9 protein-coding genes and 1 pseudogene are annotated in these 16832 nt (G+C 65.1%); 5 read left to right on the forward strand and 5 right to left on the reverse strand.

Annotated features, from left to right (window positions below):
• Position 1: 1 nt before the first annotated feature.
• From murD to ABIC75_RS07740, 5 genes and pseudogenes are all read right to left on the reverse strand, one after another.
• Positions 2 to 1354, reverse strand: coding sequence for a UDP-N-acetylmuramoyl-L-alanine--D-glutamate ligase (gene murD / locus ABIC75_RS07720; protein ID WP_354013722.1), 1353 nt, complete (start codon positions 1352 to 1354; stop codon positions 2 to 4).
• A gap of 14 nt (positions 1355 to 1368) precedes the next feature.
• Complete coding sequence (gene murL, locus ABIC75_RS07725) at positions 1369 to 2745, reverse strand: UDP-N-acetyl-alpha-D-muramoyl-L-alanyl-L-glutamate epimerase (RefSeq protein WP_354013723.1); 1377 nt, start codon at positions 2743 to 2745, stop codon at positions 1369 to 1371.
• 150 nt (positions 2746 to 2895) lie between these two features.
• Positions 2896 to 3165: pseudogene (locus ABIC75_RS07730) on the reverse strand (endonuclease domain-containing protein); the annotation flags it as partial.
• A gap of 114 nt (positions 3166 to 3279) precedes the next feature.
• Positions 3280 to 5898, reverse strand: coding sequence for a bifunctional aspartate kinase/diaminopimelate decarboxylase (locus ABIC75_RS07735; RefSeq protein WP_354013269.1), 2619 nt, complete (start codon positions 5896 to 5898; stop codon positions 3280 to 3282).
• A gap of 295 nt (positions 5899 to 6193) precedes the next feature.
• A complete protein-coding gene (locus ABIC75_RS07740) occupies positions 6194 to 7708 on the reverse strand; it encodes a fumarate hydratase (protein WP_354013270.1) in 1515 nt (504 codons plus the stop codon).
• A gap of 422 nt (positions 7709 to 8130) precedes the next feature.
• Here ABIC75_RS07740 and ABIC75_RS07745 point away from each other — a divergent pair, with 422 nt between their 5' ends.
• From ABIC75_RS07745 to ABIC75_RS07765, 5 genes are all read left to right on the forward strand, one after another.
• Positions 8131 to 10050 carry a S53 family peptidase gene (locus ABIC75_RS07745; protein WP_354013271.1) on the forward strand — a complete coding sequence of 640 codons (1920 nt, stop codon included), beginning with the start codon at positions 8131 to 8133 and terminating at the stop codon, positions 10048 to 10050.
• A 134-nt stretch (positions 10051 to 10184) separates the two neighbouring features.
• Positions 10185 to 11510: an APC family permease gene (locus tag ABIC75_RS07750; protein ID WP_354013272.1), complete on the forward strand. Its 1326-nt coding sequence runs from the start codon at positions 10185 to 10187 to the stop codon at positions 11508 to 11510.
• Positions 11511 to 11562: 52 nt separating this feature from the next.
• Positions 11563 to 12093 (forward strand): (2Fe-2S)-binding protein, encoded by a 531-nt coding sequence (locus tag ABIC75_RS07755; RefSeq protein WP_354013273.1) that lies wholly within the window; start codon positions 11563 to 11565, stop codon positions 12091 to 12093.
• Positions 12090 to 14354, forward strand: a complete 2265-nt coding sequence (locus tag ABIC75_RS07760; RefSeq protein ID WP_354013274.1) for a xanthine dehydrogenase family protein molybdopterin-binding subunit — start codon at positions 12090 to 12092, stop codon at positions 14352 to 14354. Before ABIC75_RS07755 ends, ABIC75_RS07760 begins: the two co-directional genes overlap by 4 nt.
• A gap of 197 nt (positions 14355 to 14551) precedes the next feature.
• A complete protein-coding gene (locus ABIC75_RS07765; protein ID WP_354013275.1) occupies positions 14552 to 16789 on the forward strand; it encodes a patatin-like phospholipase family protein in 2238 nt (745 codons plus the stop codon).
• Positions 16790 to 16832: the final 43 nt, after the last annotated feature.

The raw sequence follows: 16832 nt of genomic DNA on the forward strand, positions 1-16832 counted from the left end.
CTCAGTGGATACCCAGTCCTTCAATGCCGATGATGTCATGCGCATTGAAACCCGCCATCTCGGCGAAATGCCGGCCGCGGTCGGCGTAGTCGTGGAATTGGTCGAAGCTTGGCGCGCCCGGCGAAAGCAGGATGGTGCCGCCGTCAGGCGTCACGGTGCGGGCATGTGCCACGGCAGCGGCCAGATCGGTGCGTTCTTCCACGGCGGCGCCAACGTCACGCAAGGTGCGCGCAATGCGCGGGCCGTTGGCACCCTGCGCCACGATGGCGTGTGGTGCGTGCGCTTTCATTTCGGCGACGAAATCCTGCCAGTCCAGGCCGCGATCATGGCCACCGACAATCACGGTGACGGCGCGGCCTTCCAGCGTGTGCAACGCCGCCAGTGTGGCCTGCGGCGTGGTGCTGATGGAATCGTTGATCCACTGGAACCCATCGTGCTCGCCCAGCGGCTGCAGGCGATGGGGCAAGGGGCGAAACTCCGCCAATGATGGCGCGGCCTTCAATGCATCGAAGCCCATGATGTCCAGCGCGCTCAGCGCCGCACATGCGTTGAGTGCATTGTGCTCGCCGGGTGCGCGCAAGTTCGCGATGGGAAACACGACCTGGGTGCCGCGACGAATGGAGCCATCGGCGATGTGCCAGCCTTGGACGTTGCCGAACGCGAGGCGATGCGGATGCTGCGCGGTGCGCTCCAGCAACGACGGCTGCGTGGCATTGACCAGCAACTGTTTGGACACGTCGGCAAGCTTGAGCTTGTCCTCGATATAACGCTCACGCGAGCCGTGCCAGTCGAGATGTTCCTCGTACAGGCTGGTGAAGACGCCCAACTCGACCGGCCCCGCTTCGCCGGTCTGGAAACTCGACAGTTCGATGGCCCACAGCTCGGCCGACTCGTCGACCAGTTCAAGCAACGGCATGCCGATATTGCCTGCCAACGCCGTGCGCACGCCAAGGCTGCGTGCGAGATGCGCAAGCAGCGCCGTGGTCGTGCTCTTTCCCTTGGTGCCGGTCACCGCAACGATACGCGCATCGGGCTTCTCGGCGAACCACAGCGCCGTGCCCGAGGTCACGCGAATGCCTGCTTCATGGGCGGCAAGCAGCGCGGGCTTGTATGCCGAAATACCCGGCGACTTCACCACCACGTCGAACATGGCCAGCGCCGTGGCATCGGGCTCCTCGCCGCGCACGCTCAGCGCTGCATCGAACGCCTTGGCGACTGCGACTTCCGCATCGCTGCAGAACAGCGTGAGCGACAGGCCGGGCAAGCGCGAGCGGATGGCCGCGATCGCTGCCTTGCCTTCGCGTCCAAAACCCCAGATCGCCACACGCTTGTCGGCGAGATCGGCGATGCGCAGCGGCGACCATGCTTTCACGCGAAGAACGCCAGTGCCGGCAGCACGCGCTTGGCAATGCGCTGTTCGGTCGACGGTTGCAGCCACGGTTCCAGCGCCAGCTCCTTCACGTCGAGCTGCGACAGGATCTCGCGGATGAAGCGCGCGACCAGCGCGTCTTCCTGCCATTCCGAGCGCTGGCTCAGCGCATACATTGCCGCGCGCGCTTCGGCGCCCTCACCCACGCATTCGAATGGCTTGTGATCCTGGTATTCCAGCAACGCATCGAAGCCGGGCGCGAGGTTCTCATCGTCCAGCAGGTTGCGACCGAAGATGGAAAGCAGGCGCGGCTTGGGCAGGAAAGGCGCCAGCGCCAGGAACACGAAGTGGCACTTCGGGCACTGGCCGCACCAGCGATCCGCCGGCTTGGGCCCGAGGATCTTGAAGTTGCGGTTGCAACTGGAGAACACGTCGAAATACGGCGTGAGCTTGGCGAACGCGCGCGTCACCGCCAGTTCGGAGAACGGGCGCAGCAACGAGAAATAATCGAGATCGGAAGCAACGTGCTGATGCAGCCAGTCACCCAGCAACCGCTCGAACGCATAGCCCTTGCTCCACTGATGGTTCACCTGCTGGCCTTCGTATTCCAGCGTGGCGGCGGAAGCGGAGCGCTCGTTGGCGAAGGCGATGCTGTCAAAGCCATACAGGATGGCAGCCACGGCGAGGATGGCGGAGTTCACCGCCGTCACCGGGATATGGCCGTTCCACGCACCCAGGCGATTGAGTTCGAACAAGCCGGGCGCGAGTTCGCGCTGGATGTTGAGCGTCGGCAGGCCGGTACGTTCGGCGCACGCGGCGATCAGCGGCGAATTGCCCACCCATACTGCCGTAGCCTCGCCGCCGATGGACTTGATGGCTTCGACGGCGACCAGCGAATCCTTGCCGCCTCCAATGGGTACCAGCGTGCGATGCGGCAAGCCAAGCGCCTTCGCTTCGGGCTGCGTCGAACCACCGCGCGAACTTGCCTTTTCGCTTCCCGCGCCAAGGCGCGGGAAGTTGATGCGACCACGCAGGTCCAGCCCGTTGCGGTAAGCGAACTCGGCCAGGCCGTGCAGATAAAGCTCATCCAGCAGGTTCGCCGTGGCGTCATCGAGCGGACCATCCGCCACGTCGATGCGCGGCGGCACGCCCGCCTTGTAGTAACTGACGCCGGCGATGAGATGCAGCAGCTTCAAAGCCTGGTCGAAGGCTGCCTGATGGCTTGACGGCAATGCAGGCGCATGGGGAAAGCGCACGCGCTCGATCAGCTCCTCGCCGTGGTCGAACGCATACACCAGCTCGGCCACGCCATCGGCGTAGCTGCACCGCACGAAGCGGAATACCTGGGTCAGGCGGGGGTTGATGTTGGTGCTCACTCTCAAGTCTCCGTCGACGCTACTCCCTCTCCCCTTTGGAGAGAGGGTTGGGGCATTGCCACCTTTACGGTGGTGAGGGGCCGGCCTTGCCAAAGCCTCCTGAATCACCTCAAGAACGCCTTGTACGTTCTTCAGGACATCATTGTTCCAGAAACGCAGCACGCGATAGCCCTGTTCCCCAAGCTTTTTTGTTCGTGCTTCGTCATAAATCAGCTGATCGCCATGTTGACCACCGTCAAGCTCCACGATCAGGCCGGCATCCGGACAGACAAAATCAACGACATAGAGCCCGATCTCGTTCTGACGGCGGAATTTCCAGCCCTGGAGGCGGCGATTTCGCAAGTGATGCCACAGCAACTGCCCGGCATCTGTCTGACTGACGCGCAGGCGGCGTGCTCTATCTACGCTCAAACGCTTCATCCATGAGCGTTCTTTTTGGAAAGTTACCGCGAGCACCCGCCCCTCACCACCGTAAAGGTGGCAATGCCCCGGCCCTCTCCCCGTCGGGGAGAGGGCGAAGTGTGGATTGACGCTCTAGTCGAGAATCACTTCCTCGGCCTCCTCGCGCAGGTTGTACGGCGAGGACATCACCTTGCCGTACGCACCGGCCTGGGCCACCAGCATCACGTCGCCTTCCTGCGGCTCCGGCAGGCGGCGATCGGTGCCCAGCACGTCGCCGCTTTCGCAGATCGGGCCCACCACCTGGAACAGGCCGGTGGCGGGTTCGTCGAGTCGCGTCAGGTTGACGATTTCGTGCCAGGCCTCGTAGAGCGCGGGGCGGATCAGGCTGTTCATGCCGGTATCCACGCCGAGGTAGCGGATCTGGCCGTTGCCCTTGCCCTTGGTCTGGGTGACCTTGGTGATCAGCACGCCCGCGTCGGCAACCAGATAGCGGCCCGGCTCCATCCACAGCTTGTAGTGCGAATAGGCCGCCTTCACCTCGCGCAGCACCTTGTCGAGCGCAGCGATATCCAGTCGCGCCTCGCCTGGGTGAGACGGCACGCCAAGGCCGCCGCCGATGTCCAGGAAGGTGACGCTGCCGATGCGCTCGGCCAAGCTGGCGAGCTGGCCGTACACCTCGCCCCAGTGGCTGTCGTCGAGGATGCCCGAGCCCAGGTGCGCATGCAGGCCACGCACCGTCACGCCGTGCGCGTCAGCAAGGCGGAGGAACGCATCGAGCTGTTCCACCGGCAGGCCGAACTTGCTGCCGCTGCCGCCTGTGCGCACCTTCTCGTGATGGCCCAGGCCACGGCCGAGATCAAGGCGCAGCACCACTTCCTTGCCGCGGAACAACTCGCCCCACTGCTCGAGCTGATAGAGCGAATCCAGCGACAGCGTGGCGCGCGTGGTGAGCGCCCACGCGTAGTCTTCGCGCGGCGCGAAGTTGGGCGTGAACAGCAGCGGCGCCGTTTCCGGCACCACGGCCATCACGGCCTTGAGTTCGCCCGGCGACACGCACTCGAAACCAAAACCTTCTTCGGCCAGCGCCTTGAGGATGGTCGGATGCGTGTTGGCTTTCACGGCGTAATGCAGGCGATCCACCGCGCCCAGCGTCTTCAGCTCGCGCGCCTGCTGGCGCACGGTGGGCAGGTGGTAAACGTAGCGCGGCGTGGTGCCGGCACCGATCTTCAGCAGATCGGCGCGACGCTCCTCGCGCCACCACGAGGCGGCCGGCGGCAACACGTCGCCTGTGCCGTACAGGGCCTGCCAACTCGGACCGAACAGCGCGCTGTCGTCGGTACGCAACGCGCCTGCCGTGATCAACAACTCATGCAGATGCGGCAGCAATTCGTCGACCACGTTCTCGTCAACGACGAAGGTGAGGTTCAAGTTGTTGGACGACTGCGAAATCATGTGCACGCGAATCTGGCCGAACTCGGCGAGCACGGTGGACAGCGTGTGCAGCATCGAACGCATGCCGCGACCCACCAGCGTGATCGCCGCACACGGCGCAATCACCTTCACGCGACACACTTTCGCCAGATCGCTGGCCAACGCGGCAAGCGCGTCGGAATCGAGCAGGTTCTCGGTGGGATCGAGCGACACGGTGACGTTGGTCTCGGCCGAGCCGATCATGTCCACCGACAGGCCGTGCTGCTTGAACTGCGCGAACACGTCGGCGAGGAAGCCAACCTGCTGCCACATGCCCACCGACTCCATCGACACCAGCGTGATGCCCTTGCGCGCGCTGATGGCCTTGACGCTGGGCGCGTGCTCGCGCACTTCGGGACCGATCAGCGTGCCTTCGAGTTCGGGACGGTTGGTGTCCTTGATCAGCAGCGGCACGCGCGGCTCACGCAGCGGCGACAGGCAGCGCGGATGCAGCACCTTGGCGCCGGTCGAGGCGATTTCCTGGGCTTCCTCGTAATCGAGGCGCTGCAGCAGGCGTGCACTCGGCACCTGGCGCGGATTGGCGGTGAACATGCCGGCCACGTCCGTCCAGATTTCCACGCGCTGTGCCTTCAACAACGCGCCGAAGTACGACGCCGACGTATCGGAACCGCCGCGACCCAACAGCACCGTGCGCCCCTGCGCTTCGCGCGCAATGAAGCCCTGGGTGATGAACACCTCGCCCAGCGTCGCCAGGCGGGCATTGAGTGCCGGATCGGGCTTGCACTCCACCATCGCCGACAGCAGCTTGGTCCGCTCGTTCTGGTTGGGCAGCGCCACCGCCGCCAGGCAATCACGCGCATCCAGCCACTGCGTGGTCAAGCCGCTGTGCGTGAGGAACGCCGAGCCCAGCGCGCTGGACATCAACTCGCCGTGCCCCTGCACCAGCGCCGACCACGCCAGCTCGCCGAGCAGCGACGGGCCATCTTCGGCCAGCTGCGCAAGTTCGGCCAGTCGTGCGCCGAGGGTGTCCGGAACCGCCAGCTGCATGTGATCGAGCAGGTCGTAGTGACGCTGCGCGATCGCCTTGGCAGCCTCGATGCGTTTGCCCTTGTCTTCCTGTGCGCACAGTTGTTTGAGTGCGTCGGTGATGCCGGAGAGTGCCGAAACGACAACCAGCACGCGGGCGCCTTCGGCGCGGCGGGTGGCTACCAGTTCCAGAATGTTCTGCCAGCGCGGCAGGGTGGCGACACTGGTGCCGCCAAACTTCATCACGATCCAGGGAGCGTCGTTGGTGAGCGACGCGGGGCTTTGCGGGTTCACGAGTACCTTCGGTTGCGTGGTTGGGAAGAATGATCAGATGAGTGTTGCGCCGCAGCAGGCGGAATGCAACCTGTGAGGGGCGTAGCCGTTTGGATGGCTAAATGCGTATGGGTGACTGAGGCCTATTCCCTCTCCCCTGCGGGGAGAGGGTTGGGGCATAGCCACCTTTATGGTGGTGAGGGGTCAATCTAGCCTCGGTTTCTAACGAAACGAAAGCCCGCTCTAGATGAGTTCGGGCGAGCACCCGCCCCTCATCGCAGCCTTCTCCCCTCCGGGGAGAAGGAGAAGTGTGGTGTTATGCAACCACCACCGGAATCTTGCCAATCCGCGCCTGCCATTCCTTCGGTCCGGTCTGATGCACGGACGTGCCGGCCGAATCGACCGCCACCGTCACCGGCATGTCCTCTACGGTGAACTCGTAGATCGCCTCCATGCCGAGATCCGCGAAGCCGACCACACGCGACGCCTTGATCGCTTTGGAAACAAGGTAAGCGGCGCCGCCCACGGCCATCAGATACACCGACTGGTGCTTCTTGATCGCCTCGATGGCGGCCGGGCCGCGCTCGGCCTTGCCCACCATGCCCAGCAGGCCGGTTTGCGCCAGCACCTGCTCGGTGAACTTGTCCATGCGCGTGGCGGTGGTCGGGCCAGCGGGACCAACGACTTCCTCGCGCACCGGATCGACCGGTCCTACGTAGTAGATGAAGCGGTTCTTGAAATCGACCGGCAGCGGCTCGCCCTTGTTGAGCATGTCGACCATGCGCTTGTGCGCGGCGTCGCGGCCGGTGAGCAGCTTGCCATTGAGCAGCAGCACTTCGCCCGGCTTCCAGCTGGCGACGTCTTCACGGGTGACGGTGTCCAGATTCACGCGGCGACCCTTGCTCGAATCGTAGGTAAGTTTCGGCCAGTCTTCCAGCGACGGCGGATCGAGCGCAACCGAGCCCGAACCATCCAGCGTGAAGTGCGCATGGCGCGTGGCGGCGCAATTGGGAATCAACGCCACCGGCAGGTTCGCCGCATGCGTCGGGTAATCCTTGATCTTGATGTCGAGCACGGTGGTGAGGCCACCCAGGCCCTGGGCGCCGATGCCGAGCGCGTTGACCTTCTCGTACAGTTCGATGCGCAGCTCTTCGATGCGGTTCTGCGGGCCGCGCGCGATCAGCTCCTGGATGTCGATGTGTTCCATCAACGACTCCTTGGCCAGCAACATCGCCTTCTCGGCGGTGCCGCCAATGCCGATGCCCAGCATGCCCGGCGGGCACCAGCCGGCGCCCATGGTCGGCACGGTCTTGAGCACCCAGTCCACGATGGAGTCGGATGGGTTGAGCATGGCGAACTTCGACTTCGCTTCCGAACCGCCGCCCTTGGCGGCCACGATCACCTCGACGGTGTCGCCCGGCACGATGGAGACGTTGATCACCGCCGGCGTGTTGTCCTTGGTATTGCTGCGCTTGCCGGCCGGATCGGCCAGCACGCTGGCACGCAGCTTGTTGTCCGGGTCGTTGTACGCGCGGCGCACGCCTTCGTTCACCATGTCTTCCAGCGACATCGTGGCGTCCCAGCGCACGTTCATGCCCACCTTGAGGAAGACGGTGACGATGCCGGTGTCCTGGCACAGCGGGCGATGGCCTTCGGCGGCCATGCGCGAGTTGATCAGGATCTGCGCCATCGCGTCCTTCGCGGCCGGCGACTCTTCGCGCTCATAGGCGGCGGCGAGGTTCTTGATGTAGTCGACGGGGTGGTAGTAGCTGATGTACTGCAGGGCGTCGGCGACGGACTGGATCAGATCGTCTTGCTTGATGGTGGTCATGGCGGCTGCTTCGACTCCGGGGGATCAGGGCGTCGAAAACGGGGATGTCCACGACGCACAACCCTCCTATTGTGCCGCAAATGGCTGTCGGACCTGAAAAATGCCCGCAAGCCCTTCTTTTCAGACCAAATGCTCTGGCCGAAGGGCCAGCCGGCTAGGCCATAGGTTGTAGGCGCAATAAATTGCGCCAGCAAAACCAGCACCAGCCTCGTTGTCGAAATTAATTGCGTATTGGCATTCACTTCCGGGATGCCCCGGTCAGCGCTAGCTTCGCCGCACCAGCGCGAGTGTGTCTCCAGGGGGCGGGCTGGTTTTTTGGGGAAAGCGATTACGTCCGTTTTACGGCCTCGCTGAAGGGCGCGGCGGCGCGCAGGGGCGTCGTCGACGCGCAGCGTCGGCTGTATCTACCCTGGAGAAACAACATGCTCTCGACGTTGCATCGCAAGTCGCTCGCGGTCTCTCTCGGCCTTCTGCTCTTCGGTGGCGCTACTTCGGTAGCGATGGCCGCTGGCAGCTCGTCACCTGCCGATCTCGGCCCCAGCAACACGAACACGAAAGTGAACGTCACGCTCGTGCTGGGACTTCGCAATCAGGACGCGTTGGAAAATCTCATCTACAGCACGGTGACCCAGGGTAATCCGTCCTATCACCGCTTCCTCACCACGGCGCAATTCGCGGATCGCTTCGGCGCTTCCGCCGCTGACATTGCCCAGGTGCAAGCCTTCGTCAAGCAGCAAGGGCTGACGCAGGTGGAGCTGCTTCCCAATCATCTGGCGCTCAAGGTGAGCGGCACGATCGGGCAGTTCAACCAGGCGTTCCAGACCTCCATCCACGATTACCGCAATGCGGATGGCAGCACCTTCCATCGCCCGAACGCGACGCCGAAATTGCCCTCGTCGCTGTCGAGCACGCTGATCGTGGCGTCCGGCCTCAGCACGGAGGCGAAGTATCGCTCGCACCGCGTTTCCGCTTTCACGCCGGCCACGCCCGCATCCGCCGCCACCATGAGTCCCATGGCCAAGACCGCGGCGGCGGCACCGGCCGCGCCTGCGTGCACGGGCAACCCCACGGCCACCTGCACGCCGGGTTCGTTCACCGTGGGCGACGTGGCCAATCGCTACAACATCAATCCGCTCTACAAGGCGGGCGTGAACGGCAAGGGCGCCACCATCGGCATCGCCACGCTGGCGAATTTCCTGCCGGCGGACGCGTATACGTACTGGAGCACCATTGGCCTGGCCGTGAAGCCCAACCGCATCACCCAGGTGCATGTGGACGGCGGCGGCCCGCTGAGCGGACCGGCGGGTTCGGGCGAGACCTCGCTGGACGTGGAGCAGTCCGGTGGCCTTGCGCCATGGGCGGACATCATCGTGTATGACGCGCCGAACACCGACGCCGGCTTCTTCGATGTGTTCAACCAGGCGGTGTCCGACAACAAGGTCGACAGCCTGTCGGTGAGCTGGGGCCAGCCTGAAATCCTGTACTTCCCGCAGACCGAAGGCGGTGTCGACTACACCGACGAGCTGCGCGCCTTCCATCAGGTGTTCCTGGAAGCGGCGATACAGGGCATCTCGATGTTCGCCACGTCCGGCGATTCCGGCGCCTACGACACCGTGCGTGGCTTCGGCGGTTCGCTGAGCGATCCGGTCCCGCCGCCGCTCACTGCGGACGCACCAGGCTCCGATCCGTTCATCACCACGGCCGGTGGCACCACGGTGCCCTTCACCTACAGTTTCAGCGGCGGCCCAAAGGCGTCGCTCACGCAGGAAAGCGTCTGGGGATGGGATTACATCTCCGCCTATTTCCTGAAGAACTTTGGTGTGGACATTACCGACGAAGTGTTCTCGGTGGGCGGCGGTGGCGGCGTGAGCGTGTTCTGGTCGCAGCCGCTTTACCAGGCGTTCACCCCGGGCATCCGCAAGAGCGAGAAGAAGCAGACGTGGCTGTTCCCCCAGTTCGACATCAACTACACGTTGCCAGCGAACTTCAAGGGCCGCAACGTGCCGGACGTCTCGTTGAATGCCGACCCGGAAACGGGCTACCTGTTCGTCTCGACGGAAGACGGCGGCCTGCTCGGCTTCGAAGGTGGCACCAGCTTCGTGGCACCGCAGCTCAACGGCATTTCCGCCTTGCTCACGCAGGCCACGCATGGCCGCCAGGGCCTGTGGAATCCGCAGCTGTACGCGTTCCAGAACATCTTCCGCTACGGCGCGTTCTCGCCGTTCAACGACGTCAAGGCGGGCGACAACTGGTTCTACAAGGGTGTATCGGGGTATGAGCCCGGTGCAGGCCTGGGCACGCTCAACGTGACCAACCTGGCGCTCTTCATGACCGTGTTCTGATCACCAGCCAAGTGATCGTCGACGAAGGGCCGGCCCATGCCGGCCCTTCCCTTTTCCGGGCACGGCCCGCAAGGGCTTGCTGCCGGCGGCCCCAGTTGCCATGCTCGCTGCACTTTCCGGCAGCGAAGCAATGCATGAGCGACACCTCGACGTCCGGCGGTTACGTCCGTCGCCTCCGCCCATGGGACGCGGCCATGATCGTGGTCGGCGGCATCATCGGCGGCGGTATTTTCCTCAATCCGTACGTCGTGGCGATGCGCACATCGTCGGGCTTGTCGCTGCTGCTGATGTGGATCGGCGCGGGGTTGCTCACCCTCATCGGCGCGCTTTGCTATGCGGAACTCGGTGCACGGCGTCCCCATGCGGGCGGCAGCTATGTGTACCTGCGCGAAGCGTTTGGCCCGCTGGCCGGATTCCTGTTCGGGTGGAGCATGTTGCTGGTGATCTATTCGGGATCGACCGCGGCCGTGGCCACCATCTTCGCCAGCTACGCGGCCTCGCTGTTCGGCCTGCCTGCCAGCGCCGCCACCCCTCTGGCCATCGGCGCGCTGGTGTTCGTGGCGCTGATCAACCTGTTCGGCCTGCGTCTGGGTGCCCAGATACAGAACTTTTTCACCTTGCTCAAGCTGCTGGCGGTGGCGGTGCTGGTGGTCTGCGGCCTGTTCCTGGCCGGTGTGAGTGGCCACGGCATGCTGGCCATCGATCCGCAAACGGCGGACGTGGGTTTCATGGGCGCCGCGCTGCCGGTGCTGTTCGCCTATTCCGGCTTCACCTATCTCAACAACCTGGCGGGCGAAGTGAGCGAGCCGCAGCGCACGCTCCCACGCGCGCTGTTCATCGGCATGCTGCTGGTGATCGCCGCCTATGCACTGGTCAACCTGGCCTATCTCGCTGTGTTGGGCCACGACGGCCTCGCCGCCAGCCGGGCGCCGGCGGCCGACGTGATGCAGCGTGTGTTCGGCACGGCCGGGGCGAAGCTGATCGCCATCGGCGTGGCCATTTCCGCGCTGGGCTTCTGCAACATCACCCTGGTGGCGGGCGCCCGCGTGCTGCAGGTGATGGGCGAGGATGGCTTGTTCTTCCGCAGCGTGGCCCGGCTGCATCCCAAGCACCACACGCCGAACGTTGCGTTGCTGCTGCTCTCGGGCTGGGCCATCGTGCTGGTGTGGTCGGGCAGTTACGGCCAACTGCTCGATTACGCGACCTTCGGCGATTGGCTCGCCTGCGCCTTTGGCGTGGGCACCTTGTTCTGGTACCGCCGCCAGGAAGGTGCAGAGGCCAGTTTCCGCGTGCCGGGTTACCCGCTGCTGCCGCTGATCTTCATCGCCACCATCGGCCTGGTGATGGTGCAAAGCCTGCGCACCAGCCCCCTCAACACGGGCATCGGCCTGCTGATCATGGCGGCCGGCATCCCGGTGTACCTGGTGTGGCGACGCCTGTTCAGCCGGGTTACCTCCTAAGCATCGCGTTGCGATGCCACAATGAGCAGATATCCGAAGGAGCTCCCAGGCGATGGCGCAGGCGCAAGACCAGTTACCGACACCCGGAACAAGCAACACCATCGTGCCCGAGAAGGTGCGCGAGGGAGTCGACCTGGAGATCAACGGCAGGAGCTATCGCCACACCGGTGACGATCAGATGCCCCTGCTGTGGTATCTGCGCGACGTGCTGCGCCTGACCGGCACCAAGTACAGCGGCGAGCACGGCGAAGGCGGCTACGACCTCGTGCTGGTCGACGGCAAGCTCGCCTCGGCCACCAACCTGCCCGTGGTCAAGCTGGCCGGCAAGACGGTGACCACCGTCGAAGGCCTGGCGGCGGCCGACGGCAAACTGCATCCGCTGCAACAGGCCTTCGTGGACGAAGACGCCATCGGCTGCGGCTACTGCACGCCCGGCTGGCTGATGGCCTCGCTCGACCTGCTCAACCGCCATCCGCAACCGAGCGACAACGACATCGACCAGTTACCCAACCTCTGCCGCTGCGGCTGCCAGACCCGCGTGCGTCGCGCCATCAAGCGCGCCGCCAAGGGAGCCCAGGCATGAGCCGCGCGAACGACCACACCTTGCCGCTCTCGCGTCGCCGTTTCCTGAAAGTGCTCGCGGGCACGGCCGGCGCGCTGATCGTGGGCATTCCCTTTGCGGATGCGGCCGACGCGCCGGTTCCCGCCTCGATGATGGGCGACACGCTGTACGGCCTGGGCGCATACGTGCGTATCGATGCGGACGGCGACGTCGTCATCGGCGTGCGCGATCCGGATACGGGCACGGGCACCTCCACCTCGCTCGCCCGCATCATCGCCGACGAACTCGATGCCGACTGGACGCGCGTCAGCGTGGTCTCGCTCGGCCTCGGCGTGGAAGACAACAACGGCCAGCCGCGCTGGATCTACGGTCACCAGACCAGCGGGCTGGGCGATTCCATTCCTGCGGCGTGGGCCGACCTGCGCAGCGCCGGCGCACTCGCGCGCTGGCTGCTGATGCAGGCCGCCGCACGGCGTCTTGGCGTGCCCGCCGATCGCCTGCGTTGCGAAGAAGGCAGCGTGATTGCGCCGGACGGTCGCCGCTTCGGTTACGGCTCGCTCGCCGATGCCGCCGCCAAGATCGCGCCGCCCACCACGCCGGTGCCGCCGAAGTCGCCGGAGCACTACACGCTGATCGGCCAGGGCGTGGGCGACATCGATGCACGCGCCATCGTCACCGGCCAGGCGCCGTACGCGCTCGACGCGTACACCGCCGAAGCGCTGATTGCCGTGCTCTCGCACTGCCCGTGGCCCGACGGCAGCGTGGACAGCCTCGACACCACCGAAACGCTGGCGGTCAAGGGCGTGGTCAAGGTGGTGCAGATCAAGCCCGAAGCAGGCATTCCGCTCGGCCAGACCGTGCGCTCGCCCGCCGTGGCCGTTCTCGCGGAAAACACCTGGGCTGCGCTGCAGGGCCGCGCCAAGCTCAAGCTGCAATGGAAGGCCGGCGCGCAAAGCGAAAGCAGCGCGTGGTTCGAACAGCAGGCGGCCGACATCGTCAACGACAAGAGCGCGCAGCCCACGACGCGCGTGCGCAACGACGGCGACGTCGATGCGGCGTCGAAGAAAGCCGCGCGTCGCGTCGAGGCCACCTACGTGCAGCCTTGGCTTGCCCACGCCACGCCCGAACCGATGAACTGCCTGGCCCGTATCGACAAGGACGGCGCCATGCTCGTCGTGCCGACGCAGGCGCCGCAGCAGGCGTGGAAGGTGGTGCAGCGACTCACCGGCCTCGCGCCCGCGCAGATCGAGATCCGCGTGCCGCGCGTCGGCGGCGGTTATGGCCGTCGCCTCGATCACGACTACGTGGCCGAAGCCGTGATGCTCGCCAAGGCCGTGGACAAGCCGGTCAAGCTGATGTGGACGCGTGACGAAGACCTCACGCAGGACTATTACCGCTCGGCCACCGTGCACAAGTTCAGCGCCACGCTGGACGGCAAGCGGCAGGTCACCACCTGGAACCAGCGCATGGCCAGCGCGTCGGCCATGGCGCAGCGCGGCGTGTCCGACAACCGCCTTTGGACGTCCGAAGTGGACGCCCACCAGTTGCCGGCCGGCCTCGTGCCCAACCTGCGCAACGACTGGTATTCGCTGCCTTCGGCCATGTTGCGCGGACCGTCCCGCGGCATGCCGCATGTCAACAATGCGTTCGCCGTCGAAAGCTTCGTCGACGAAATCGCCCAGTCGCTGAAGGAAGATCCGCTGGTCACGCGCCTGCGTCTGATCGGCGAGCCGCGCATGATTCCTCTGGGCGACAACCGCACGCTCGACACCGGCCGCCTCATCAACGTGCTCAAGCTGGTGGCCGACCGCATCGAGTGGAAGAACTGGCTGCGCACGGTGAACGGCCTGGGCATCGCCTGTTGGCATGTCGACGGTGCGTATGTGGCGCACGCAGTAGAGACCTCGCTGCAAGGCGACAAGCTCAACATCGAGCGCGTGGTGTGCGCGGTCGACGTCGGCCGCGTGATCAACCCCACCGGCCTCGAAGGCCAGGTCGCCGGTGCCACGCTCGATGCGCTGTCCGCCGCATTGAACCTGTCGGTGACCTACAAGGACAGCCAGGTCCAGCAGCACAGCTGGAAGGACTATCCGCTGGCCAGCATGGCGCAACTGCCGGACACGACCGAAGTGATCATCGTGCCCGGCGACCGCGATCCCACCGGCGCCAGTTTCCTCGGCATGCCCACCGCGGCGCCTGCACTGGCCAACGCGGTGTTCCGCGTGAGCGCGGTGCGCGTGCGTCGCCTGCCGCTGCTGAAGGAAATGCTGCGCATGCTGTAACCCGCGCTGTCACATCCGAGCCTCGCACGCGAGGCTCGGATGCACAGACAGCTTTGTGAGGAAGGCGTGTACGAAACCCATGCATGCCGCGCGCGCACTTGAGTAATTTCACGGACGCGCGGTCCCGCGATCTGCCTTAGGATGCCCTGACTTCGGCGCTACCGCAGGTAACGCCGTTTTCTTGCGCGGGGGTGGGAATGCATCGTTGGATCGCGTTGATCGCCTTGCTGTGTCTGTGTGCCGTCATGCCCGCCTGGGCGCAAGCGCCTGCGGCGCCGGCGCGATGCATCGGCGTGGTGCTCGGTGGCGGCGGCGCGCGTGGCGCCGCGCACATCGGCGTGCTCGAAGTGCTGGAACGCGAGCACATCCCCGTCTGCCGCATTTCCGGCACCAGCATGGGTTCCATCGTGGGCGGCATGTATGCGGCAGGTTATTCGCCGCAGGAAATGCACCAGATCATCACCACGCTCGACTGGAACGACCTGTTCTCCGACAACCCGGCGCGCGGCGAAATGCCGATGCGCCGCAAGGATGCGGATTACCGCTACCTGCTCAATTTCGAAGTGGGCTACAAGAAGGGCCGCATCATTACACCTGCCGGCGTGGTGCAGGGACAGAAGCTGCTGCTGTTGTTGCGCCGCCTGTTGATTTCCACCTGGGACGTGCACGACTTCGACCAGTTGTCGATTCCGTTCCGCGCCGTGGCCACGGACATCGTGGCCGGCAAACCGGTGGTGTTCGGGTCGGGCGATCTCGCCCTGTCGATCCGCTCCAGCATGTCGGTGCCCGGCGCCTTCGCGCCCACCAATGTGGACGATCTCCTGCTGGTGGACGGCGGCCTGATGGACAACGTGCCCATGGACGTGGCACGCAGCATGGGTGCCACGCAACTGATCGTGGTGAACGTTGGCTCGCCCCTGGCGCAGCGCGAGGAACTGAGCAACCCCGTGGCCGTACTCAACCAGATGGTGAGCGCGCTGATGGAGGAAAAGACGCAGCGCCAGCTCGCCACGCTTGGGCCCAACGACATCCTCATTACACCCGCGCTCGGCAACATGAGCGCTGCGGAGTTCAATCGCGGCAGCGAGGCCATCGCCATCGGCCGTGCTGCCGCCGAAGCGGTCCTGCCGCGCCTGAAGGCCCTGTCGGTCACTCCCGATGAGTGGGCGCAATTCGAGGCGCAGCATCGCCAGCGCCAGTTCGATCCGGGCCTGGTGGCCTTCCTCAACGTCGATGCGAAGCACACGGACACGGCGCAATTCGTCGACGAGCGCCTTTCCAAGGATGTGGGCCAACCGTTCGATCCGAAGAAACTCGAAGAGCAGATCGGCAGCATCTACGGGCGCGGCAACTACCAGCAGATCGATTACCGCCTGCAACAGCAAGGCAATGATCGCGGCTTGCTGATCATTCCGCGCGACAAGCCGTGGGGCCCGTTGTACGGCAAGATCGGTTTCGAACTGGACGACGATTTTGCCGGCCGCAGCGAGTACCTCATTTCCGGCGAAGTCACCGCCACCAACATCAACAGTCTTGGCGCGGAATGGCGCAGCACGGTGTGGGCCGGTCGCATCGGCGGCCTCGCCACGGAGTTCTACCAGCCGTTCTGGCAAGGCGCGGGCGGCTATGTGATGCCCTATGCGTTGCTGCGCAACGAGGACTATCCGGTCTTCACCGACGATGGCAATCGGCAGCTCGCCGAGTACCGCATCAAGCGCCGTTATCTGGGCGTCGAGTCAGGCTGGTCGCCCTCCACCTATTGGCGCGTCCTTGCCGCCTTTCAGCGCGGGCACGACAGCGGCGACCTGCGCATCGGCAGCCCCACCGAGTTTCCACCCAGCCAGACGGCCGAATACGCGATGGCCAAGGTCGGCGCCGACTGGGACAGCCTCGACAACGCGCAATTCCCTTCGCGCGGCGCGCACGTCAACCTGGACTACGAGTGGTACCGGCCATGGCTGGGCGGCAGCGTGAGTGCGGACGTGGTCAAGCTCAACGTCGATTGGGTGCCGGACTTCGGCATGGCCGACAGCCGTTACCACCTGCTGCTGGGCCTGCGCGCATCGAGCACGCTCAACAACGAAACCTTCTTCGAGACGCAGGGTTTCCTGGGCGGCTTCCTGGACCTGTCGGGCTACCCGGAGCGCTCCTTGAACGGCAACCAGTCGGCGCTAGCGCGCGCGGTGCTGTACCGGCGCACGGGCAGGATGGACGCCATCTTTTCCACGCCCATCTACATTGGCGCCAGCCTGGAAGCCGGCAACACCTGGCAGAGCAAGAGCCAGGTGCGGCTCGACTCGCTGATCTACGCGAGCAGCCTGTTCCTGGGCATCCAGACGCCCCTGGGGCCGCTGTTCCTCGGTTACGGCTACGCCCAGGGCGGGCACAACTCGGTGTACCTCACCTTCGGCTCGCTGTTGCGGCCGTCGCCCTGAGTCCATGAACAAGGCGTGCGGTGGCTATCGCGAAGTCTCCACG

Source organism: Dyella japonica (genome assembly GCF_040545895.1).
Classification (GTDB): Bacteria; Pseudomonadota; Gammaproteobacteria; order Xanthomonadales; family Rhodanobacteraceae; genus Dyella; species Dyella japonica_D.

Excerpts from the sequence above, each read along its gene's own strand:
- ABIC75_RS07765 (WP_354013275.1), top strand. The coding sequence starts at position 14,552 with ATGCATCGTTGGATCGCGTTGATCGCCTTGCTGTGTCTGTGTGCCGTC.
- ABIC75_RS07745 (WP_354013271.1), top strand. The coding sequence starts at position 8,131 with ATGCTCTCGACGTTGCATCGCAAGTCGCTCGCGGTCTCTCTCGGCCTT.
- ABIC75_RS07740 (WP_354013270.1), bottom strand. The coding sequence starts at position 7,708 with ATGACCACCATCAAGCAAGACGATCTGATCCAGTCCGTCGCCGACGCC.
- ABIC75_RS07755 (WP_354013273.1), top strand. The coding sequence starts at position 11,563 with ATGGCGCAGGCGCAAGACCAGTTACCGACACCCGGAACAAGCAACACC.
- ABIC75_RS07750 (WP_354013272.1), top strand. The coding sequence starts at position 10,185 with ATGAGCGACACCTCGACGTCCGGCGGTTACGTCCGTCGCCTCCGCCCA.
- ABIC75_RS07760 (WP_354013274.1), top strand. The coding sequence starts at position 12,090 with ATGAGCCGCGCGAACGACCACACCTTGCCGCTCTCGCGTCGCCGTTTC.